Raw genomic sequence first — 20,721 nt, 5'->3', positions numbered from 1 at the left:
GCCAGTCCTGGTGCGACGGCGGCGCGGCGGCCGCCGAGAGGGCGGCCGGGGGCGGCTGGGTGGCGGCCGGGGCCGGCGGCGTGCTCGGGGGCGCGGCCGCCGACGGCTCCGCCGAGGGTGCGGCGGCGGGCGGGGGCGAGGCCTCGGAGGACGCCGGACCGGCGTCGGCGGAGGGCGAGGGCGAGGGCGAACCGGACCACCCGGGGCCGCCGGGCTGCGGCCCGTCCGCCGCCGGAGCGCCGGGCTCGGAGGCGGTGGACGGCTCGGACGGCTCGGACGGCTGGGACGGCTGGGACGGCTCGGCGGGCGCAGTGGGCGGGTCCGACGCGGCGGGCCCGGCGACCGCCTCCCACGGGCCGGACGGCCGCTGCGGACCGGCGGCCGCCGCCGGGGGCACGACGGTTAGCGGCAGGGCGAGGCCAAGCACCGCCATCGTCAGCAGCCGCCGCACCCGGTGGTCGCCCCGATCACGGGGGGTACCGGTACCGGCCCGGCCCCGGGTGCGGGTACGGCCGTGGGGCGGCGCGGCGGGCAGCGGCCCGAGGAGCGCGTTCGAGGGGGTCGAAGGTGCGGCCACGGTCGAGGTCCTTCCGACGGCCGACCGCGCACGGGCGGGGTCGGCGGCGGGACAGCTCCGGACCAGCGTCACACAATCCGACATTCCGGGCATTTCGAACGGCTGTGCACCAACCGCCCCGCCCGGCCACCGGCTCCCCGGGCCCGCCGACCCCGCCCCGCCTCAGGCCCGCAGCACCACCTTGCCCACCTGATCGCCGGCCTCCAGCGCCCGGTGCCCGTCGGCCGCCGCGGTCAGCGGCAGCACCCGGTCGATCACCGGCCGCACCAGGCCCTGCTCGACCAGCGGCCAGACGTGCTCGCGCACCGCCGCCACGATCGCGGCCTTCTCCGCCAGCGGCCGCCCGCGCAGATTGGTCGCGATCACCGCGCCGCGCTTGCGCAGCAGCGTGTTCAGGTTGATCTCGCCCTGCACGCCGCCCTGCAGCCCGATGATCACCAGTCGGCCGTTGACCGCCAGCGCGTCGACGTTGCGCTGCAGGTACGCGGCGCCCATCAGGTCCAGGATCACGTCCGCCCCGGCGCCGCCGGTGGCCTCCCTGAGCACCTCGACGAAGTCCTGCTCGCGGTAGTTGATCGTGATGTCGGCGCCGAGCTCGGCGCACCGGGCCAGCTTCTCCGCGCTGCCCGCCGTCACCGCCACCCGGGCGCCGACCGCCTTGGCCAGCTGGATCGCCATCGTGCCGATGCCGCTCGCCCCGCCGTGCAGCAGCACCGTCTCCCCCGGGCGCAGGTGCGCGACCAGGAAGACGTTGGACCACACCGTCGAGGCGACCTCCGGCAGCGCGGCGGCCTGCTCCAGGTCGAGCCCCTTGGGCACCGGCAGCAGCTGCCCGGCCGGCACCGCGACCCGCTGCGCGTAGCCGCCGCCCGCCAGCAGCGCGCAGACCTCGTCGCCGACCGCCCAGCCGGCCACGCCGGCCCCCAGGGCGACGATCCGGCCCGAGCACTCCAGGCCGGGGTAGGGCGGGCTGCCGGGGGGCGGGTTGTAGAAGCCCTGGCGCTGGAGCAGGTCGGCCCGGTTCACGGCGGTCGCCGCCACCTCGACCAGGACCTCGCCGTCACCGGGCACCGGGTCCGGCACCTCGGCCCAGACCAGCGCGTCGGGACCGCCGGGTTCGGGAATCGTCATCGCATGCATGACCCGAAGCTACTGCGTCCTGACGGGGCGGCGGGGGCGCCCCGCGCGGTCCGCGGGAGCGCCGAGCGAACCCGGTCCGCGCTCCCGGCCGGCCCGCCGGGAGCACCCCTGTTCAGCCGGCCAGCCCGGCCAGCACCTCGGCGCCCGGCAGGGCCGCCAGCGCCCGGCCCGGCAGGATCAGCTTGCCCCGCCGCCGCCCGCTGCCCACCAGCACGTACGGCGCCCGGGCCACCGCCTCGTCGATCAGCAGCGGCCAGTCGGCGGGCAGCCCGACCGGCGTGATGCCGCCGTACTCCATCCCGGTCAGCTCGACCGCCGCGTCCATCGGCGCGAACGAGGCCTTGCGCGCCTCCAGGCGCTTGCGGACGGCCCGGTTGACGTCCACCCGGGTGTGGGCGAGCGCCAGGCAGGCGGCCCGCGTGGTCTCCCCGCCGCGCTTGGCGGCCACCACCACGCAGTTCGCCGAGGCCTCCAGCGGCACCCCGTAGGTCTCGCAGAACACCGCGGTGTCCGCCTTCTCCGGGTCGGTGTCCACGTAGAGGACGGACCGCGCGGCCTCCCGGTCCGCCCAGGCCGCGAGGGCGTCGGCCACCGGCCCGGCCAGCAGGTCGCGGACGTCGAGGGCCGGCGCGACCGTCTCGAACGTGCCGAAGGGGAGCTGCGGTTGATCGTTCATGACACGAACTGTAGTCACCGGCGGATCACTTGATGACGATCACCCGGTCGGTGAGCTGGAGCACCTGGGCCTCCGGCTCGGTGTAGTTGAGCACCCGGCGGCCGCGGACCACCGCCACCACGAGGTCCTCGCACTCACGCGGGCCGTGCCCGGCCTCGGCCCGGGTCACCGGACGCTCGATCACGTCCAGGCCGTTGCCGTAGGTGAGCAGGTCCTCCATCACCGCGCCGGCGTGCGGGCTGAGCATCGACATGCCGAGCAGCCGGCCCGCCGAACTGGAGCTGGTCACCACCACGTCGGCGCCGCTCTGCCGCAGCAGCGGGGCGTTCTCGTCCTCCCGCACGGCCGCGACCACGGTGGCCGCCTTGGTCAGCTGACGCGCGGTCAGCGTGATCAGGACGGCGGTGTCGTCCCGCTCCGGCGCCACCACCACCCGCGCGGCCGCGGGCAGTCCGGCGCGCAGCAGGGTGTCGGTCCGGGTGGCGTCGCCGACCACTCCCACCAGGCCGTGCTGGGCGGCCTGGTCGATCACCTTGCGCTGCGGGTCGACCACCACGATCTCCTCCTTGCGCACCCCCTGGCCGAGCAGGGTGTCGACGGCGCTGCGCCCCTTGGTGCCGTAGCCGATCACGACGGTGTGCTCGCGCACGGTGGACCTCCAGCGGTTCAACCGCCACTGCTGACGGGTGCGTTCGGTGAGCACTTCGAGCGTGGTGCCGACCAGGATGATCAGGAAGACCACGCGCAGCGGGGTGATCACGAAGATGTTGGTGAGCCGGGCGCTGTCGCTGAACGGCGTGATGTCGCCGTACCCGGTGGTGGAGAGCGTGACGGTGGCGTAGTACGCCGCGTCGAGGAAGCTCACCCCGCCGCCGGCGTTGTCGTTGTAGCCGGCCCGGTCGAGCCAGACGATCACGGTGGTGGCCACCAGCACGCCGAGGGCCACCAGCAGCCGTGAACCGACCTGCTGGAAGGCAGGCGCGGTCCGCCGGGCGGGCAGCACGATGCCGGCGTCCGCCCACGGCTCGGTGCCGGGGGTCACCGGGCGCAGCGGCGACTCACGGCGGCGGGCACTCACGGGACCTCCAGGAGTTCGACGGTGGCGCCCTGCGCCGCGCCGCCGGGCGGCACCACGGCGAGCGCCTCGGCCCGGGCCAGGCCGCGCAGCATCGCCGGGCCGTCGAAGGCCAGCGGGACGACGCCGTGCGCGGTGCGGCGCACCGGCAGCAGCCGGGTGTCCACGGGATGGCCGGCGAGGTCCACGGCGGCGAGCGCGAGCGCCGGCTCGCCGGCGGACCGGCCGCACCGGGCGTGCAGCAGCGGCAGGGCGAGGGTGACGGCGCCGGCCACCGCGGCCAGCGGGTTGCCCGGCAGGCCCACCAGGTGGCGGCCGCCCGGGAGTTCGGCGAGCAGCATGGGGTGGCCGGGGCGGACGGCGACGCCGTCGACCAGCAGCCGGGCGCCGGCCTCGGTCAGGGCCCGGTGCAGGAAGTCGACCGGACCGGCGGCCGTGCCGCCGGTGGTGACCACCACGTCGGCGGTGGAGTGCCGGACGGCGTCCCGGAGCAGGCCGAAGTCGTCCCGGACGGCCCGCGGCTCACCCACCTCGGCACCGGCCGCGCGGAGCCAGGGCGGCAGCAGCGGGCCGAGCGCGTCCCGGACCAGGCCGGGCCGCGGGACCCCGGCGCAGAGCAGTTCGTCACCGAGGACGAGGAGTTCGACGACCGGACGGCGGCGGACCGCCAGCCCGTCGTGGCCGCAGGCCGCCGCGAGGCCCAGCACGGCCGGGCCGACCGGGGTGCCGGCGGCCAGCAGCGCCTCGCCCCGGCGGCACTCCTGACCGCGCGGGCGGACGTCCTGGCCGGTGGTCAGCGAGCCCGGGCTCCGGTCGTGCAGCAGGGCGCCGATCCGCTCGCCGTGCTCGCGCCGGAGCACCGCGGTGGCACCGGGCGGCAGCTGGGCGCCGGTCGCGATCTCGGCGGCCGCGCCGTCCTCCAGCGGCGGCACGCCCGACTGCCCGGCCAGTATCCGCCCGGCGACCCGCCAGGGGCCCGGTCCGGCGACGGCCCAGCCGTCCATCGCCGAGGTGTCGAAGGCCGGCAGGTCGGTGAGGGCGGTGAGCGGCTCGGCCAGGGTCCGGCCGAGCGCCTCGGCCAGGTCCAGGCGCTGCGGTGGGAGCGGGTGCAGACCGGCCCGGCGGGCGGCCGCCCGGGCCTGCGGCCAGGTCAGCGGGCCGGCGGCGGAGCGTCCACCGGGCACCGCGGCCTCCTCGACCGTGCTCACGGGTGCTCCGGCCCGGCCGCCGCCGTCCAGCGCTCGGCGAGTTCGGCGGTGCGCCGGGACGCCTCGGTGACGGCCTCCGGGCCGCCGCCGCGCTGCGCGGCCGCGTAGCCGACCAGGAAGGCGGTCAGCGGCGCGGCGGGCCGGGCCACCCCGTGCGCGACCACCCGGGCGAGGTCGAGCAGTCCGGGGACATCGACGTCCAGGTCGATCCCCAGCTCGGCCCGGACCTCGGCCATCCAGTCATCCAGCGTGCGCTCCATGGGCCCCATGCTGCCTGATCGGCGGTTTCCCCGGGATGTTTCCCCGATGAGCGCCGCGCGTCGTCTCCCGCACGGCGGGCCGCCGGCCCCCGTGAACCGGCCGGCCGGGACTCCATGAGAGGGGGCGGCGGGCGTCAGCGGGAGCGGTCCCGTTCCCGGGCCAGTTCCAGCTCCTCCCAGGTGTCGCAGTCGTGGCTCACGTCGTCGGTGTCGGCCAGCCGCAGGGTGCGCAGGCCGCCGGTCAGCCGGCGCAGCGGCAGCCCGGCCGGGTCCCCGGCGACGGCCAGCGCGGCGCGCAGGGCCGCGGTGCGGTAGGCGGCGGCGAGCGGCTGGTCGCGGCCGCCGGCGTCGACCAGGACGACCGCCCCGGTCTCCGGCCCCGCCCCGGCGAGGGCCCCGGCCAGCCGGCCGACGGTCCGCGCGTCCAGGAACGGCAGGTCGGCGGCGAGGAGCAGCACCACCTCGGCCGTCACCTCGGCCAGACCGGCCGCGACGGCCGCCACCGGTCCGCCGCCGGGCGGCCGCTCGCGGGTCCAGCGGATCCCGGTCCGGGCGGTGGGCCGGGCCGGGCCGACCACCACGGTGGTGCGGGCACCGGCGGCGGCGGCGAGCACCCGGTCGAGCAGGGCCGTCCCGCCGACGGTCAGCCCGGGCTTGTCCGCTCCCCCGAGCCGGCGGGCGGCGCCCCCGGCGGGCACGATCACGTCGTACGGCGTCATGCCGCCAGTATCCGCGCCGCGGCGCCCGGTCCGCCCCGGCTCAGTCCTCGGGGTCCTCGTCGACCAGTTCGGCGTCGACGATCCCGTCCTCGTCCGGCAGGGGGCGGGGGCGGGGGCGGGCGAGGTTGGCGGCGACGCTCAGCTCCAGGATGGCCGGCAGGGTCAGCTCCCCGTACCGCTCGCCCACCGCGGCGACCAGCGCCTCCGCGTCGTCCGGGTGTGCGGCCAGCAGCCGGTCGAAGTCCTGGAGGTACTCACCGGTGAAGGCGAGCACCCGGCCCGCGTCGTCGTCCTGCTCGGGCGCCCGGTGCCCGGCGATCACGCGGTCGGCGCCGAGTTCGGCGATCCGGCCGAGGTTGCGCACCCACGCGGTGCGCTGTTCCGGAGTGGTGTCGGCCGTCCAGACGTGGGTGCCGTTGTAGACGAAGTCACCGGCGAGCACGGTGCGGATGCTGGGCACGTGGACCACCGTGGACCCCTCGCAGTCGCCCTGGCCGAACAGCAGCACCGGAATCACCTGGCGGTCGACCATCAGCGGCTGGGGCAGCAGCGGCGCGGGCACCAGCGGGTGGTCGGGGATGTCGTCGCCGTACACCGGCTTCCACTGGGCGACCTTGGCGGCCGCGGTGCGCAGGATGCCGTCCACCACCGGCGGCGCGGCCAGCAGCTGCGCCTCCGGAAAGAGCTTCAGCACCTCCTCGGCACCGAAGTAGTGGTCGGGGTGCTGGTGGGTGATCACGATGGCCAGCAGCCGTCGGTTCTTGCCGGCCACCCACTCGGCCAGCTCGCGGCCGGCGCTGCGGGTGAGCTGGGCGTCGACCAGGATCGCGGTCCGCTCGCCGAGGATCAGGGTCGAGGTGGCGAAGAAGGCCGACTCGGGACCGGTGAACACGGCGATCTCCAGCGGCCGGACACCGGCCGTCCCGGCCGCGTCCGCCCCGTCCGCCCCGGCCTGGTCGCCGTCCGCGGCGCCCGCGCGTTCCGCGGCGGCGCTCCCCTCGGGCGAGGACGACGTCACTGGCTGCTCCCTCCGGTCGGCGCTCGGACTCCCTGCGCCCTACAGCATGGGAGCACGGCCCGCCGATTGCGCGGAAGGCGCGCCCGGCGGGGCACGCCTTCCGCGCGGGGTACGGCGTCGTCAGGCGGCCGAGGCCTTCGCCAGGCGCGCCGCGTCCTCCAGCGCCCGGGCCTTGGAGTCGGCGGCGTGCTGCACGAAGTCCGCCATCGCCGGCACCGTCGCCGCCAGGGTGAACTCGGGGACGATGAACTCGACCTCCAGCCCGAGCATCCCGGTCAGCACCTTCTCCAGGTAGGTGGTGACGAACTCGTAGGGCTCGCGCGGGGCGCCGGGCGCGTAGGAGCCGCCGCGGGCCGCGACCACCGTCACCGGAGTCCCGGCCGCCGAGGGGGTGTCCCCCGCCGTGCGGCCCATCAGGATCACCTGGTCCAGCCAGGCCTTGAGGCTGGACGGGATCGTGAAGTTGTACATCGGGGTGCCGATCACGATCGCGTCGGCCCGCTCCAGCTCCGCCATCAGCTCCTCGCGCAGCGCGAAGGCCGCCGCCTGCTCGGCGCTGCGTCCCTCCGCGGGGGTGAAGGCCGCGGAGATGCCGTGGGCGTCCAGGTGCGGCACCGGCAGGGCGGCGAGGTCGCGGTGGATCACCGTGCCGTCGGGGTGCTGGGCCTGCCAGGCGGCCCGGTAGGCGGCCGAGACCTCGCGGGAGACCGAGCCGTCGGTGAACGCGGACGAGTCGATGTGCAGCAGAGTGGGCATGGCGAACCTCCATCAAAGTAAGCAGCTGCTCTTTCCGCCGCAGCTATTAGTACCGTAGCAGCTTACTTTTCTGCAGTCACTAGCGGACAGACCGGTACGCTGTACCCATGGCCCAGCAAGAGGTGACCGAGCAGGTCCACGCCACCCCCGGGGAACACGGGGCGGCGGTGGTCGCCTGCACCGGCACGGAGATCGCGCTGACCCGGGTGTTCACCCTGCTCGGCAAGCGCTGGACCGGCCTGATCGTGGCCACGCTCACCAACAACGGGCCCGGCTACTTCTCCGAACTGCGCCGGGCCGTCCCCGGCATCAGCGAACGCATGCTCTCCGACCGCCTCACCGAACTGGCCGAGGCCGGACTCGTCCTGCGCCAGGTCGACGAGGGCCCGCCGCTGCGCGTCAGCTACCGGCTCACCGAGGCGGGCGCCGCGCTGCGCCCGGCCCTGACCGAGCTGGCCGTCTGGGCCGACCGCTACCTGCCGGACAGCGCCCTCAAGCAGCCCGGCTCCTGCTGACCCGCCCGCGCCGCACCCCGCCCGCCCCGCCGGACGGGCCCACCCCGGACAGCACGAAGCGCCCGGGCCCGCCTGTTCTCACAGGCGGGCCCGGGCGCGGTCGGTCTCTTCGGCCGCCGGTCAGCCCTTCGCGCGGGCGGTCAGCTTGGCGACCCGGTCGGCGACACCCCAGGAGGTGACGCGCCAGAGCGCCTCCAGCACGATGTGGCGGCTCATCTTGGAGGCACCCAGCTCGCGCTCCACGAAGGTGATCGGCACCTCGGCCACCTTGAAGCCGGCCTTCACCGTGCGCCAGGCCAGGTCCACCTGGAAGCAGTAGCCGGCCGAGGCGACCTCGTCCATGCCCAGGCCGAGCAGGGTCTCCTTGCGGAAGGCCCGGTAGCCGCCGGTGACGTCCCGGATCGGCACGTTCAGCATCAGCCGCGAGTACGTCGAGCCGCCGCGCGAGAGCAGCAGGCGCGACTTCGGCCAGTTCACCACCCGGCCGCCCGGCACCCAGCGCGAGCCGAGCACCAGGTCGGCGCCGCGCAGCGCGCCCAGCAGCCGGTCGAGCTCCTCGGGCTGGTGCGAGCCGTCCGCGTCCATCTCGACCAGGACGTCGTAGCCGTTGTCGATGCCCCAGCGGAAGCCCGCCAGGTAGGCGGCGCCCAGCCCCTCCTTGCCCCGGCGGTGCATGACCTGCACGTTCGGGTCCTCGGCGGCCAGCTTGTCGGCCAGCTCGCCGGTCCCGTCAGGGCTGTTGTCATCGGCGACCAGGACATGGGCCTCGGGCACGGCCGCACGGACCCGTCCGACGATCCGCTCGACGTTCTCCGCCTCGTTGAACGTCGGGATGATCACCAGCACCCTGCCGAGATCAGCAAAACTCTGCTGGTTCACGGTCACGTACAAACCTCTCGGCCGGTGGCGGGAAGTGCCAGTCACCGTTGCCCGCACTCTGAGACGCAGTCCCCGTCGGCATCCCGCCGACCTGGAAACCACTGTGGAAATTACTGCGTCCTGGCATCCTACTACCGCGTCCTCGAACAGCCGGTACGGCTCTGGCACTCCCGGCCGACCCCGGCCGTTTCCCTTCCGACGGCGCCGGTCGGCTAGGGTCGATGCCCAGCCTTTGCCCGGACCACCCGCCCGCCGGGCCGTCTCCCGGCGATCCGGCACACCAGCCACAGCAGCAGAGGAGCAGGACCGCGCGCATGGACAGGCTCGTCAACACTGTCCGCCCGTACGCCTGGGGGTCGCACACCGCGCTCCCCGAGCTGCTCGGGCAGGAACCGACCGGGGAACCGCAGGCCGAGCTGTGGATGGGGGCCCACCCCGGAGCGCCCTCCCGCGCCGACCGGGGCGACGGGCTCCGACCGCTGGACGAGCTCATCGCCGCCGACCCCGAGGGCGAGCTGGGCGCCGCCACCGTGGCCCGGTTCGGGCCCGCCCTGCCGTTCCTGTTCAAGGTCCTGGCCGCCGGCATCCCGCTCTCCATCCAGGCGCACCCCACCCTGGACCAGGCCCGCGCCGGGTACGCCGCCGAGAACGCCCTGGGCGTGCCGCTCGACGCCCCGCACCGCAGTTACCGAGACGCCAACCACAAGCCCGAACTCATCTGCGCGCTCGACGAGTTCGACGGCCTCTGCGGCTTCCGGACACCGGCCGGGGCGGCCGCCCTGATGGCCGGGCTGCGGGTGCCGGCGCTCGACCCGCTGATCGCGCTGCTCGGCGCCGAGGACGAGGCCGAGGCCCTGCGCGCCACCCTGGCCGCCATCCTCACCATGGACGAGGCCACGGCCGCCGCGACCGTCCGGGAGACCGCCGACGCGGTGGACAAGGCCGCCGCCGGCGACCCCGACGGCCCCTACGCGCTCTACGGCCGGATCACCCGCGAGTTCCCCGGCGACCGCGGCCTGATCGGCGGCCTGCTGCTCAACGCCGTCCGGCTCCGGCCCGGCCAGGCGCTCTACCTCGGTGCGGGCGTGCCGCACGCCTATCTGCACGGCGTCTGCGTCGAGCTGCAGGCCAACTCCGACAACGTCCTGCGGGCCGGGCTGACGCCCAAGCACATCGATGTGCCGGAGCTGCTGAAGGTGGTGGACTTCACCCCCGGAGCGCCGGAGCTGCTGCTGCCGACCGCCGTCGACACCACCCCCGGGGAGGAGCTCTTCCCCGTCCCGATCGACGAGTTCCGGCTCTCCCGCTTCGTGCTGACCGGCCGGGAGCGCGAACTCGACGGCCGCGCCCCGCAGATCCTGCTCTGCACCGCCGGCCGGGCCCGGCTCACCGCCGCCGACGGCACCGTGCTGGACCTCGCCCGCGGCAGGTCGGTCTTCCTCCCCGCGACCGGCACCGCCACCCGCCTCGACGGCGACGACGCCACCGTCTTCCGCGCCACCGTGACGCTCTGACGCCCCGCCACCCCCGCGCGCCGTCGCGAGCCGGCGACGCGAAGGGCCCGTACCCCACCGGGTACGGGCCCTTCGCACGGCCGGAGCGGCGCGGTCAGTCCCGCGTCATGTCGACGAAGCGCGAGTAGTGGCCCTGGAAGGCCACCGTGATGGTGGCGGTCGGACCGTTACGGTGCTTGGCGACGATCAGGTCGGCCTCGCCGGCGCGCGGGGACTCCTTCTCGTAGGCGTCCTCGCGGTGGAGCAGGATGACCATGTCGGCGTCCTGCTCGATCGAGCCGGACTCGCGCAGGTCGGAGACCATCGGCCGCTTGTCGGTGCGCTGTTCGGGACCACGGTTCAGCTGGGAGAGCGCGATCACCGGCACCTCCAGCTCCTTGGCCAGCAGCTTGAGGTTTCGCGACATGTCCGAGACCTCCTGCTGGCGGTTCTCGGCCCGGCGGGAGCCGCCGGACTGCATCAGCTGGAGGTAGTCGATGACGACCAGCTTGATGTCGTTGCGCTGCTTGAGCCGGCGGCACTTGGCGCGGATCTCCATCATCGACAGGTTCGGCGAGTCGTCGATGAACAGCGGCGCCTCACTGACGTCCGGCATCCGCCGGGCGACCCGCGTCCAGTCGTCGTCCGTCATGTTCCCCGAGCGCATGTGGTGCAGCGCCACCCGGGCCTCCGCCGAGAGCAGACGCATGGCGATCTCGTTGCGCCCCATTTCGAGCGAGAAGATCACGCTCGGCAACTTGTGCTGGATCGAACAGGCCCGCGCGAAATCCAAGGCCAGGGTCGATTTCCCCATGGCAGGGCGGGCCGCGATGACGATCATCTGGCCGGGGTGGAGGCCGTTGGTGAGCTGGTCGAAGTCGGCGAAGCCGGTCGGGACGCCGGACATCTGGCCGTTGCGGGAGCCGATCGCCTCGATCTCGTCGAGGGCGCCCTCCATGATGTCGGAGAGCGGCGCGTAGTCCTCGTTGGTCCGCTGCTCGGTGACGGCGTAGATCTCCGCCTGGGCCGCGTTGACGATCTCGTCGACGTCGCCCTCGGCGGCGTAGCCCATGCCCGCGATCCGGGTGCCGGCCTCGACCAGCCGGCGCAGCACCGCCCGCTCGTGGACGATCTCGGCGTAGTACTCGGCGTTGGCGGCGGTCGGGACGGAGTTGACCAGGGTGTGCAGGTAGCCGGGGCCGCCGACCCGGACGAGCTCGCCGCGCTTGGTCAGCTCGCCGGCCACGGTGATCGGGTCGGCCGGCTCGCCGCGGGCGTAGAGGTCGAGGATGGCGCCGTGGATCAGCTCGTGCGCGGGCCGGTAGTAGTCGGCCGGCTTCAGCACCTCGACCACGTCGGCGATGGCGTCCTTGGACAGCAGCATGCCGCCGAGGACGGACTGCTCGGCGGCGAGGTCCTGCGGGGGCACCCGCTCGAAGCCGTCGGCCGCGGAGCGCTCGTCCTCGTCGTCCTGGCGCCGCTTGCCGCCGTCGCGCTGGAAGCCGCCCGAACCCTTGCCGCCGCCCTTCTGGAACCCGCCGGAACCGGAGCCGGAGCCCGAACCCTGGCCGCCCTGGCCGCGCCCGCGCGCGACCGGCAGCCGGTCGCCGGGACCGTCGGGGAAGGGGGCGTCGGCGAAGGCACCGACCGGGAACGGGTCGTCCGCGGTCTGCCAGTCCTCCTCCGGCGGCGGGGCGTCGTGGTCGTCGTACTGGGGGCCGGTCACGCGTGTTCCCCGATCAGCGAGTGGTGCGAGTTGGAGCGGGCCTTGCCGGTGGCTGGGTGGAGCGGAGCCGCGCCCCTCTTTCTACCTCCACCGCACCGACAAATCGGACGCCGGGGCGGGTGGGAGTGTCGGGCGGAGAGCCCACGCTAAGGCGCCGGAAGCCCTTCAGCCAAGGCGGTTATCCACAGGGGGTGTGGACGAGCGGCCGGAGGCTGTGGAGAAGTACCGCAAACCTGTGGACGCCCCTGTGGAAAGCCCTGTGGATAACCGGACCATCGATCCACCGTCAACCCGATGACCTGGTATTACCTCGTTCGAGGGCTGTGCATGAGAAATTCTTCACACGCAACCGAGTGGCCGTGGACACACAGCACCGCGGACTCGTCGCTCAGGATTTCGAGTAACACTCCAAACCGGCTGGCGGTCATTACCTGTGGATGAGTAGCCTTGACCCCATGACCGCCCCCACCACCGACCGCCGCCGGCACGACCGGGAGATCCTCGCCCTGGCCGTCCCGGCCTTCGGCGCCCTGGTCGCCGAGCCGCTGTTCCTGCTGGCCGATTCGGCCATCGTGGGCCACCTCGGCACCCCCCAGCTGGCCGGTGTGGGTGTCGCCTCGGCCGCGCTCACCACCGCCACCGGGGTCTTCGTCTTCCTCGCCTACGCCACCACCGCCGCGGTCGCCCGCCGGATCGGCGCCGGCGACCGCCGGGCCGCCATCCAGCAGGGCATCGACGGCATCTGGCTCGCCCTCGCGCTGTCGCTCGGCGTGGTCGCCCTGGCCCTGCTGCTGGCGCCCTGGGCGGCCGACCTGCTGGGCGCCTCGGCCACCGCCGCGCCCTACGCCGTGACGTATCTGCGGATCAGCGCGCTCGGCATCCCCGCGATACTGATGGTGATGGCCGCCACGGGCGTGCTGCGCGGCCTCCAGGACACCCGCACCCCGCTGCTGGTGGCGGTCGCGGGCTTCGCCGCCAACATCGGCCTGAACGTCGGCCTGGTGTACGGCGCCGGGCTGGGGGTAGCCGGCTCCGCCTGGGGCACCGTGCTGGCCCAGACCGGGATGGCCGCCGCCTACCTGGTCGTGGTGGTCCGCGGGGCCCGCCGGGAGCGCGCCTCGCTGCGGCCGGACGCGGCGGGCATCCGGGCCTGCGCCCGGGCCGGCGGACCGCTGATGGTCCGCACGCTGAGCCTGCGCGCCATCCTGATGATCGCCACCGCGGTCGCCGCCGGGCTCGGCGACGACGCGATAGCCGCGCACCAGGTCGCCATGACGGTCTTCCTCTTCATCGCCTTCGCCCTGGACGCCATCGCCATCGCCGGCCAGGCGATCATCGGCCGCCACCTGGGCGCCGCGGACGTCGCCGGGGCGCGGGCGGCCACCCGGCGGATGATCGAGTGGGGCATCGGCTCCGGACTGCTGCTCGGCCTGCTGGTGGTGGTGGCCCGGCCGCTGTACGTCCCGCTGTTCACGCCCGACCCGGCGGTGCAGGCCCAGCTGAACACCGTGCTGCTGCTGCTCGCCCTCTGCCAGCCGGTCTCCGGCCTGGTCTACGTCCTGGACGGGGTGCTGATGGGCGCCGGCGACGGCCCGTACCTGGCCTGGGCGATGCTGGCCACGCTGGCGGTCTTCGCCCCGGTGGCCCTCGCGGTGCCGGCCCTCGGCGCCGGACTGGCCGGGCTCTGGTGGGCGATGAACCTGTTCATGCTGGTCCGCGCGGCGTTCCTGGCCCGGCGCGCCCTGAGCGGCAAGTGGCTGGTCACCGGCGCGGTGCGGGCCTGAGCCAGGGCCCCGGTGCGGCGCCTGAGCCCGGGCTCCGGTGCGGCGCCGGGCCCCGGGAACGACCGAGGGCCGGCCACCCCCCGGAAGGGGTGACCGGCCCTCGGGCCACAGCTACGGAGCTCAGGCAGCGACGACGGCGACGTCGAGGTTGGCCTGGACGTCGGAGTGCAGCTTGACCGAGACCTTGTGGGTGCCCACGGTCTTGATCGGCGAGGCGATCGCGACGGCGCGCTTGTCCACGGCCGGGCCGCCGGCGGCCTTGATGGCCTCCACGACGTCGGCCTGGGTCACCGAACCGAACAGACGGCCGGCCTCGCCCGAGCGAACGGCCAGCTTGACCTGGACGCCTTCGAGCTTGCCCTTGACCTCGTTGGCGGCCTCAAGGGTCTGGATCTCGTGGATCTTGCGGGCGCGACGGATGGCGTCGACGTCCTTCTGGCCGCCCTTGGTCCAGCGGATGGCGAAGCCACGCGGGACCAGGTAGTTGCGGGCGTAGCCGTCCTTGACCTCGACGACCTCGCCGGCGGAGCCGAGACCCGGCACCTCGTGCGTGAGGATGATCTTCATTACTTGGTCACCCTCTCTTAGCGCGCGGTGCTGGTGTAGGGCAGCAGCGCCATCTCACGGCTGTTCTTCACGGCCGTGGCGACGTCACGCTGGTGCTGGGTGCAGTTGCCGGTCACCCGGCGGGCACGGATCTTGCCGCGGTCGGAGATGAACTTCCGCAGCAGGTTCGTGTCCTTGTAGTCAACGTAGTTGACCTTGTCCTTGCAGAAGACGCAAACCTTCTTCTTCGGCTTGCGAGCAGGCGGCTTCGCCATTGTGTGCTCCATTTGGGGTTCACGGCCCGGCAGGCGTCTCACGACGCCGGCGCCGGGCCGCACGAAATCTGTCAGCTCTTAGAACGGGGGCTCTTCCGAGAAGCCGCCACCGGACGGAGCGCCCCAGCTGCCGCCACTCTGGTTGCTGTTGCCACCAGAGGGAGCGCTGGACGCCCACGGGTCGTCGGACGGGCCGGACTGGCCGCCGGAGTTTCCACCCCAGTTGCCGCCCTGCTGACCGCCACCGCCGCCCCAGTTACCGCCGCCCTGGCCGCCGCCGCCCTGCTGGCCGCCGCCGAAGCCGCCGCCGCCGGGAGCGCCGGACCGGTTGGCCCGGGTGACCTTCGCGGTCGCCGAACGCAGGCTCGGGCCCACCTCGTCGACCTCGACCTCGAAGACCGTCCGCTTCTCGCCTTCCTTGGTCTCGTAAGACCGCTGGCGCAGTCGGCCCTGCACGATGACGCGCATGCCGCGCTGCAGCGACTCGGCGACGTTCTCCGCCGGCTGCCGCCAGACGTTGCACGTGAGGAAGAGGCTCTCGCCGTCCTTCCACTCGTTCGTCTGACGGTCGAAGGTGCGGGGAGTGGACGCGATGCGGAACTTCGCGACCGCCGCACCCGACGGGGTGAAGCGCAGCTCGGGGTCGTCGACGAGATTGCCGACGAGGGTGATGACGGTCTCGCCTGCCATGGTGGTGATGACCTCTCCGGAAGAGTTCCGTTCACCGCTGTTTCACGTGAAACAGCGGACGCGAGCTACCCGAGGCCCGAAGGCCTCAGAGGTGGCTCAGTGGGTGTCCGGGCGCAGGACCTTGGTCCGCAGAACCGACTCGCTCAGGCCAAGCTGGCGGTCGAGCTCCTTGACGACCTCAGGCGTGGCCTTGAGGTCGATGACCGAGTAGATGCCCTCGGACTGCTTGTTGATCTCGTAAGCCAGACGGCGACGACCCCAGGTGTCGACCTTCTCCACCTTGCCGCCGCCGTTGCGGACGACAGTGAGGAAGTTCTCGATCAGGGGGGAGACAGCGCGCTCCTCGACCGAGGGGTCGAGGATGACCATCAGCTCGTAGTGACGCATGTGTAACCCACCTCCTTTGGACTCAGCGGCCACGGTCTCTCCGTGGCAGGAGGGTTGTGCAGCGTCGGCACCGGAGTCAGTGACGACACCGGCCCACCGTAGTGGTCCGGTCCGACACTCGACCCCCGTCCACCCGGAAGAGGGCGCAAGGGGGCACAACTACACCAGTGCAGACGGCACAGCCTACCCGCACCCGGACGGCCGAACAAAATGCATAGGGGTTGTGATCCGCGCCCCAACCACCGCAATCTGGACGGAACGGGTTTCCTGCTCGTTCGTCTCTCCGCCAGGAGGTGGGACACATGGCCCAGACCTTCCACCGGTTCCCCGCCCTCACCCTGAACACCGACGGCAACCGGCACCCCCGCGAGAACACCCTGGTCGGCATCACCCTGCTGTTGGGCGTGCTGGCCTTCACGACGTCGTTCTTCCACAACCTCCATCTGCTGAGCTCGTGGACCGGACTCCTCGGCATCGTCACCGGCCTCTGGGGGCAGTTCGTCTCCGTCACCACGGCCGAGCGCTTCGTCCTGGTCATCAGCCTCACCGCCTCGGCCTTCGGCTTCTACCTGGGCGTGGCCCACGGCGGCCTCTGGGGCTAGCCCCGCGAACGCCCCGCCCGTCCCGACCGTCCAGACCGTCCAGACCCGCCCTAACCCACCCAGACCCGCCCCGACCACCCCGACCCCTCCGGCGCCGCCGGAACTCTCGGCGCCCCCGTCACGTACCTCCTCAGTGAGACAGGTAGGTGACGGGGGCGCCGCCACGCCCGCAGCCGCGGGCGCCGGTGCCCCGGACGATAGGGTCAGCCCGAGAACCTGGGGCCGCCCGCAGCCCGACCGACGAGGAGCACCGAGCATGAGCCTGCGCCTGAGGACGATCACCCGCGAGGAGCACCTCGCCTTCATCAGGAGCCGCGCCTCTGCCAGCCACATGCAGGTGCCGTCCTGGGGCGACGTGAAGGCGGAGTGGCGTTCGGAGTCGATCGGCTGGATCGACGAGTCCAACCAGATCGTCGGCGCCGGGCTGGTGCTCTACCGCCAGCTGCCGAAGGTCAAGCGCTACCTGGCGTACCTGCCCGAGGGCCCGGTGATCGACTGGTTCGACCGCGACATCGAGCGCTGGCTCTCCCCGATGCTGGCGCACCTCAAGTCGCAGGGCGCCTTCTCGGTGAAGATGGGCCCGCCGGTGGTGATCCGCCGGTGGAACGCGCCGACCATCAAGGAGGCCATCGCCGCCAAGCAGGCCAAGCGCCTGCGCGACATCGAGGCCGACTGGTACGAGCCGCGCGCCTTCGAGGTGGCCGACCGGCTCCGCAAGGCCGGCTGGCTGCAGGGCGAGGACGGCGGCGCCGGCTTCGGCGACGTCCAGCCGCGCTACGTCTTCCAGGTGCCGCTGGCCAACCGCTCGCTGGACGACATCCAGAAGGGCTTCAACCAGCTCTGGCGCCGCAACATCAAGAAGGCCGAGAAGAGCGGCGTCGAGGTGGTCCAGGGCGGCTACGACGAGCTGCCGATCTTCCACCAGCTGTACCTGGTGACCGCCGAGCGCGACCGCTTCACCCCGCGCCCGCTGGCCTACTTCCAGCGCATGTGGAAGGCCCTCACCTCCGAGGACCCGAACCGCATGCGGCTCTACATCGCCTACCACGAGGGCGAGCCGCTGGCCGCGACCACGATGCTCGTGGTCGGCGAGCACGTCTGGTACTCCTACGGTGCCTCGGCCAACCACAAGCGCGAGGTCAAGCCGTCCAACGCGATCCAGTGGCGGATGATGCGCGACTCGTACGCGCTCGGCGGCGGGGTGTACGACCTGCGCGGCATCAGCGACACGCTGGACGAGAACGACCACCTGTTCGGCCTGATCCAGTTCAAGGTCGGCACCGGCGGCCAGGCCGCCGAGTACCTCGGCGAGTGGGACTTCCCGCTCAACAAGCTGCTGCACAAGGCGCTCGACCTCTACATGTCGCGCCGCTGAGCCGCTTGCCCGCCGTGCCCAACACCCCCTGGGAGATGACCCGATGACGCTGTCGCTCTACCTCGACACCGAACGCTGGCGCACCCACCAGCGCTCCGTCCTGGCCGAGTTCCCCGGCCTGGTGCCGGTGGCGAAGGGCAACGGCTACGGCCTGGGCAACCACCGGCTCGCCGAGGAGGCGACCCTGCTCGGCACCGGCGTGATGGCCGTCGGCACCGCCTACGAGGCGGCCGACGCGGCCGACTGGTACGGCGGCGAGCTGCTGGTGCTCACCCCGTACCGGGTCGGCGAGGAGGTGCTGCCGCTGCCGCACGCCCGGGTGATCCGGACGGTGGCGAGCCTGGACGGGCTGCGCGCGCTGCACGGCGCGCGGGTGGTGGTGGAGTGCATGACCACCATGCGCCGGCACGGGGTGAGCGCGGCCGACCTGCCGGCGGTCGCCGCCGAGCTGGACGGCGTCTCCTTCGAGGGCCTGGCGCTGCACCTGCCGATGGACCGGCCGGACGGCTCCGACCCGGTGGACGAGGTCGCGCACTGGGTGGACACCGCGCGGGCGGCCGGCATCCCCGTGCACACCGTGTTCGTCAGCCACCTCGGCGCGGCCGGCATGGAGAAGCTGGCCCAGCGCTACCCCGGCACCGTCTTCCGCGCCCGGATCGGCACCCGGCTCTGGCTCGGCGACCACGGCGCGCTGGAGGTCCGGGCCACGGTGCTGGACGTCACCCCGGTCGCGAAGGGCGATCGCTACGGCTACCGCCAGCACCCGGCGCCCGCCGACGGCCACCTGCTGGTGGTCGCCGGCGGCACCGCGCACGGCATCGGCCTGGAGGCGCCCAAGTACGTCCAGGGCATGTCCTCGCGGGCCAAGGGCATCGCCCGGGCCGGTCTGGCGACGGTCAACAAGACCAAGTCGCCGTTCAACTGGGCCGGCAAGCAGCTCTGGTTCGCCGAGCCGCCGCACATGCAGGTCTCGCTGCTCCTGCTGGACAACGAGACCAAGCCGCCGGTGGTCGGCGACGAACTCGTCCTTCAGGTCCGGCACACCACCACGCACTTCGACCGCGTGGTGGACCGCTAGAGCACGCGGCCGGGAGCCCGTCCGGGCGGACGGGCTCCCGGCCCGCCCTACGGCTTGGCGCTGCCGGCGGTCTCCGGCGCGTGCGGCTCGTCGTCGAGCCACAGCTCGGGGCCGGCCGGCGCGTAGCCGGCGTAGCTCGCCGCCTCCCGCAGCTGTCGGGCGGTGCCGACCACGAAGACGTCCGGGGCGTGGTCGAGCACCCCGCCGGACGGGTCGTCGGTGCCGTCCCAGCGCACCGGGTCGCGGTCGGGCAGCAGGATGTCGCGGATCACCATGCCGCACAGGTACAGCGTGCCGAGCAGGTGCAGCACGATGGCGAAGTGGTACCAGGACTCGCCGATCCCGTGCTGCTTGGGCCCGGTGACGAAGCCCAGGTGGGACCAGATGCCCAGGGTGTAGAGCACCTCGCAGGCCTGCCAGATCAGGAAGTCCCGCCAGCGCGGCCGGGCCAGCACCGCCAGCGGCAGCAGCCAGAGCGCGTACTGCGGCGAGTAGACCTTGTTGACCAGGATGAACGCGGCCACCACCAGGAAGGCCAGCTGGGCGAAGCGCGGGCGGCGGGGCGCCGAGAGGGCCAGCCAGGCGATCCCCAGGCAGGCGAGCACCATCAGGATCCCGATGAAGAGGTCGAGGTTGGCCAGGCCGACGCCGCGGCTCTGCATCAGGATCAGCCAGAACGAGCCGTAGTCCTCGGTGCGGTGCTCGCTGAAGACGTAGAAGGTCGACCAGCCCCGCCAGTTGGCGAGCATGATCGGCAGGTTGACCAGCAGCCAGGCACCGACCGCGCCGCCGAGCATCGCCCGGAACTCGCGCCAGCGCCCGGCCCGCCAGCAGAGCAGCAGCAGCGGACCGATCAGCAGCAGCGGGTAGAGCTTGGCGGCGGTGGCCAGGCCGATGAAGACACCGGCCCAGACCGGCCGCGAACCGGACCACCAGGCCATCGCCACGGCGGCCAGCGCGACCGCCAGCAGGTCCCAGTTGACGGTGGCGTTCAGCAGCAGGCAGGGCGCCAGCGCGAACATCAGCGCGTCCCACGGGCGGCGCCGGTGGGTGCGGGAGAGCGCGACCACGGCGACCACCGCGCAGGCCATCAGCAGGCCCGCGTTGATCGCCCAGAACCACTGCTCCTGCTGCTGGCTCGAGCCGCCGCCGGGCGTCAGCCAGGCCGCGATCTGCATGAAGAACCCGGTCAGCACCGGGTACTCCAGGTACTGCAGATCGCCCGAGGTGCCCGGGATCCGGTCCACGTAGGGGTGCAGGCCGGCCGCGAAGCCGCGCCCGGAGAACAGGTGCGGGATGTCGCTGTAACAGGCGTGGATGTACTGCGGCGACCCCGGCTGGAACCAGGCGGCGTCGTAGCAGGGCAGCTTCTGCGCCATGCCCAGCACCGAGACCACGATCACCACCAGCGCCAGGAAGCGCGCCGGGATCCACCAGGAGACGCCCAGCAGCGCGCGGCGGCCGGGCGGGCCGCCGAACACCTCGCTGCCGGCCGCGGCCACCGGGTCCTCGTCCGCCGGGACGACCACGGTGTTGGCGGGCGGGGCGACCGTGGCGGGCGGCGCGACCTTCGCGGGCGCCGCCGGAGCCGGCCCGGAATCCTCGATGGGCCCGATGTGGCCGACGGGTTCGTCACGATCGCTCGACGTCATGCCGGACATCCTGCCGCACCTCCCCCGGCTGGACGAGGAGGCCCCCTGAGCGGCCCGGGGCCGATCCGGCGATTCATGGCCAAATGACGAGAATGCCGGTGCCGGCGGGGCGAGGACCGGCGAGACGGTGACCGGCGGGACGGGGCAGGGCAGGGCAGCGCGGGCAGGGCGGCGCCGCGCCCACCCGGCCGGGAACGACGGAACGGCGGTGGCGGACCTCCGAGGAGGCCCGGCACGCCCACCAAAAGCACATAAAAAACCAACACCACACACCAAAAACACAGGTGCTC

Annotated in this window: 19 protein-coding genes and 3 pseudogenes; 6 read left to right on the top strand and 16 right to left on the bottom strand. The window is 73.5% G+C overall.

The window, feature by feature from the left end; translation table 11 throughout:
• The 9 genes and pseudogenes from ACFWA9_RS30090 to ACFWA9_RS30050 all read right to left on the bottom strand — a co-directional run.
• Positions 1–577 (bottom strand): annotated as a pseudogene (locus ACFWA9_RS30090) (hypothetical protein); the annotation flags it as partial.
• Positions 578–739: 162 nt separating this feature from the next.
• Positions 740–1,717 (bottom strand): NAD(P)H-quinone oxidoreductase, encoded by a 978-nt coding sequence (locus ACFWA9_RS30085; RefSeq protein ID WP_329488761.1) that lies wholly within the window; start codon positions 1,715–1,717, stop codon positions 740–742.
• A 112-nt stretch (positions 1,718–1,829) separates the two neighbouring features.
• The gene (locus ACFWA9_RS30080) at positions 1,830–2,393 is read right to left on the bottom strand and encodes a YbaK/EbsC family protein (protein WP_352288518.1); all 564 of its coding nucleotides are present in this window, start codon (positions 2,391–2,393) and stop codon (positions 1,830–1,832) included.
• Between the two features lie 25 nt (positions 2,394–2,418).
• Positions 2,419–3,471, bottom strand: a complete 1,053-nt coding sequence (locus ACFWA9_RS30075) for an NAD-binding protein (RefSeq protein ID WP_329488763.1) — start codon at positions 3,469–3,471, stop codon at positions 2,419–2,421.
• On the bottom strand, positions 3,468–4,676 hold the full coding sequence (locus ACFWA9_RS30070; protein ID WP_380391169.1) for a molybdopterin molybdotransferase MoeA: 1,209 nt from the start codon (positions 4,674–4,676) through the stop codon (positions 3,468–3,470). The genes ACFWA9_RS30075 and ACFWA9_RS30070 overlap by 4 nt, the downstream gene beginning before the upstream one ends.
• Positions 4,673–4,930 (bottom strand): annotated as a pseudogene (locus ACFWA9_RS30065) (DUF6457 domain-containing protein); the annotation flags it as partial. The gene ACFWA9_RS30070 and the pseudogene ACFWA9_RS30065, both read right to left, overlap by 4 nt.
• Before the next feature lie 149 nt (positions 4,931–5,079).
• A pseudogene (locus ACFWA9_RS30060) lies at positions 5,080–5,655 on the bottom strand (molybdenum cofactor guanylyltransferase); the annotation flags it as partial.
• Between the two features lie 40 nt (positions 5,656–5,695).
• On the bottom strand, positions 5,696–6,673 hold the full coding sequence (locus tag ACFWA9_RS30055) for an MBL fold metallo-hydrolase (RefSeq protein WP_380391166.1): 978 nt from the start codon (positions 6,671–6,673) through the stop codon (positions 5,696–5,698).
• Positions 6,674–6,793: 120 nt separating this feature from the next.
• Complete coding sequence (locus ACFWA9_RS30050; protein WP_329488767.1) at positions 6,794–7,429, bottom strand: NAD(P)H-dependent oxidoreductase; 636 nt, start codon at positions 7,427–7,429, stop codon at positions 6,794–6,796.
• A 107-nt stretch (positions 7,430–7,536) separates the two neighbouring features.
• On the opposite strand from ACFWA9_RS30050, the gene ACFWA9_RS30045 reads away from it, so the two are divergent.
• Positions 7,537–7,944: a helix-turn-helix domain-containing protein gene (locus ACFWA9_RS30045; RefSeq protein ID WP_329488768.1), complete on the top strand. Its 408-nt coding sequence runs from the start codon at positions 7,537–7,539 to the stop codon at positions 7,942–7,944.
• Between the two features lie 120 nt (positions 7,945–8,064).
• Here the strand turns inward: ACFWA9_RS30045 and ACFWA9_RS30040 are convergent, their stop codons facing one another.
• A complete protein-coding gene (locus ACFWA9_RS30040; protein WP_329488769.1) occupies positions 8,065–8,829 on the bottom strand; it encodes a polyprenol monophosphomannose synthase in 765 nt (254 codons plus the stop codon).
• Between the two features lie 308 nt (positions 8,830–9,137).
• Here ACFWA9_RS30040 and manA point away from each other — a divergent pair, with 308 nt between their 5' ends.
• Positions 9,138–10,337: a mannose-6-phosphate isomerase, class I gene (gene manA, locus ACFWA9_RS30035; protein WP_380391161.1), complete on the top strand. Its 1,200-nt coding sequence runs from the start codon at positions 9,138–9,140 to the stop codon at positions 10,335–10,337.
• Positions 10,338–10,431: 94 nt separating this feature from the next.
• On the opposite strand, the gene dnaB is transcribed toward manA, so the two are convergent.
• Positions 10,432–11,916, bottom strand: coding sequence for a replicative DNA helicase (gene dnaB, locus ACFWA9_RS30030; protein WP_352288629.1), 1,485 nt, complete (start codon positions 11,914–11,916; stop codon positions 10,432–10,434).
• Positions 11,917–12,497: 581 nt separating this feature from the next.
• On the opposite strand from dnaB, the gene ACFWA9_RS30025 reads away from it, so the two are divergent.
• Positions 12,498–13,826 (top strand): MATE family efflux transporter, encoded by a 1,329-nt coding sequence (locus tag ACFWA9_RS30025; protein ID WP_380391158.1) that lies wholly within the window; start codon positions 12,498–12,500, stop codon positions 13,824–13,826.
• A 120-nt stretch (positions 13,827–13,946) separates the two neighbouring features.
• Here ACFWA9_RS30025 and rplI read toward each other — a convergent pair whose 3' ends face one another.
• The 4 genes from rplI to rpsF form a co-directional block, all read right to left on the bottom strand.
• Positions 13,947–14,393, bottom strand: a complete 447-nt coding sequence (rplI, locus tag ACFWA9_RS30020) for a 50S ribosomal protein L9 (RefSeq protein ID WP_329488772.1) — start codon at positions 14,391–14,393, stop codon at positions 13,947–13,949.
• A gap of 17 nt (positions 14,394–14,410) precedes the next feature.
• Positions 14,411–14,647, bottom strand: a complete 237-nt coding sequence (gene rpsR / locus ACFWA9_RS30015; protein ID WP_030304537.1) for a 30S ribosomal protein S18 — start codon at positions 14,645–14,647, stop codon at positions 14,411–14,413.
• A gap of 78 nt (positions 14,648–14,725) precedes the next feature.
• Positions 14,726–15,337, bottom strand: a complete 612-nt coding sequence (locus ACFWA9_RS30010) for a single-stranded DNA-binding protein (protein WP_329488773.1) — start codon at positions 15,335–15,337, stop codon at positions 14,726–14,728.
• Between the two features lie 96 nt (positions 15,338–15,433).
• Positions 15,434–15,724 (bottom strand): 30S ribosomal protein S6, encoded by a 291-nt coding sequence (gene rpsF / locus ACFWA9_RS30005; protein WP_329488774.1) that lies wholly within the window; start codon positions 15,722–15,724, stop codon positions 15,434–15,436.
• A 302-nt stretch (positions 15,725–16,026) separates the two neighbouring features.
• Between rpsF and ACFWA9_RS30000 the strand changes: the two genes are divergently transcribed.
• The 3 genes from ACFWA9_RS30000 (at position 16,027) to ACFWA9_RS29990 (ending at position 18,779) form a co-directional block, all read left to right on the top strand.
• Positions 16,027–16,326, top strand: coding sequence for a hypothetical protein (locus ACFWA9_RS30000; protein ID WP_352288535.1), 300 nt, complete (start codon positions 16,027–16,029; stop codon positions 16,324–16,326).
• Positions 16,327–16,582: 256 nt separating this feature from the next.
• The gene (locus ACFWA9_RS29995) at positions 16,583–17,701 is read left to right on the top strand and encodes a peptidoglycan bridge formation glycyltransferase FemA/FemB family protein (protein ID WP_329488776.1); all 1,119 of its coding nucleotides are present in this window, start codon (positions 16,583–16,585) and stop codon (positions 17,699–17,701) included.
• A gap of 43 nt (positions 17,702–17,744) precedes the next feature.
• Positions 17,745–18,779: an alanine racemase gene (locus ACFWA9_RS29990; RefSeq protein ID WP_352288536.1), complete on the top strand. Its 1,035-nt coding sequence runs from the start codon at positions 17,745–17,747 to the stop codon at positions 18,777–18,779.
• A gap of 47 nt (positions 18,780–18,826) precedes the next feature.
• Here the strand turns inward: ACFWA9_RS29990 and ACFWA9_RS29985 are convergent, their stop codons facing one another.
• Positions 18,827–20,431 (bottom strand): glycosyltransferase family 87 protein, encoded by a 1,605-nt coding sequence (locus ACFWA9_RS29985; protein WP_380391151.1) that lies wholly within the window; start codon positions 20,429–20,431, stop codon positions 18,827–18,829.
• Positions 20,432–20,721: the final 290 nt, after the last annotated feature.

Origin of the sequence: Kitasatospora sp. NPDC059973 (genome assembly GCF_042737525.1) — a bacterium.
Classification (GTDB): domain Bacteria; phylum Actinomycetota; class Actinomycetes; order Streptomycetales; family Streptomycetaceae; genus Kitasatospora.
Note: the sequence above shows the minus strand (reverse complement) of the source record. Positions and strands in the feature narration are given on the sequence as shown.

Excerpts from the sequence above, each read along its gene's own strand:
- ACFWA9_RS30085 (WP_329488761.1), bottom strand. The coding sequence starts at position 1,717 with ATGCATGCGATGACGATTCCCGAACCCGGCGGTCCCGACGCGCTGGTC.
- ACFWA9_RS30080 (WP_352288518.1), bottom strand. The coding sequence starts at position 2,393 with ATGAACGATCAACCGCAGCTCCCCTTCGGCACGTTCGAGACGGTCGCG.
- ACFWA9_RS30050 (WP_329488767.1), bottom strand. The coding sequence starts at position 7,429 with ATGCCCACTCTGCTGCACATCGACTCGTCCGCGTTCACCGACGGCTCG.
- ACFWA9_RS30045 (WP_329488768.1), top strand. The coding sequence starts at position 7,537 with ATGGCCCAGCAAGAGGTGACCGAGCAGGTCCACGCCACCCCCGGGGAA.
- manA (WP_380391161.1), top strand. The coding sequence starts at position 9,138 with ATGGACAGGCTCGTCAACACTGTCCGCCCGTACGCCTGGGGGTCGCAC.
- ACFWA9_RS30025 (WP_380391158.1), top strand. The coding sequence starts at position 12,498 with ATGACCGCCCCCACCACCGACCGCCGCCGGCACGACCGGGAGATCCTC.
- rplI (WP_329488772.1), bottom strand. The coding sequence starts at position 14,393 with ATGAAGATCATCCTCACGCACGAGGTGCCGGGTCTCGGCTCCGCCGGC.
- rpsR (WP_030304537.1), bottom strand. The coding sequence starts at position 14,647 with ATGGCGAAGCCGCCTGCTCGCAAGCCGAAGAAGAAGGTTTGCGTCTTC.
- ACFWA9_RS30010 (WP_329488773.1), bottom strand. The coding sequence starts at position 15,337 with ATGGCAGGCGAGACCGTCATCACCCTCGTCGGCAATCTCGTCGACGAC.
- rpsF (WP_329488774.1), bottom strand. The coding sequence starts at position 15,724 with ATGCGTCACTACGAGCTGATGGTCATCCTCGACCCCTCGGTCGAGGAG.
- ACFWA9_RS30000 (WP_352288535.1), top strand. The coding sequence starts at position 16,027 with ATGGCCCAGACCTTCCACCGGTTCCCCGCCCTCACCCTGAACACCGAC.
- ACFWA9_RS29995 (WP_329488776.1), top strand. The coding sequence starts at position 16,583 with ATGAGCCTGCGCCTGAGGACGATCACCCGCGAGGAGCACCTCGCCTTC.
- ACFWA9_RS29990 (WP_352288536.1), top strand. The coding sequence starts at position 17,745 with ATGACGCTGTCGCTCTACCTCGACACCGAACGCTGGCGCACCCACCAG.
- ACFWA9_RS29985 (WP_380391151.1), bottom strand. The coding sequence starts at position 20,431 with ATGACGTCGAGCGATCGTGACGAACCCGTCGGCCACATCGGGCCCATC.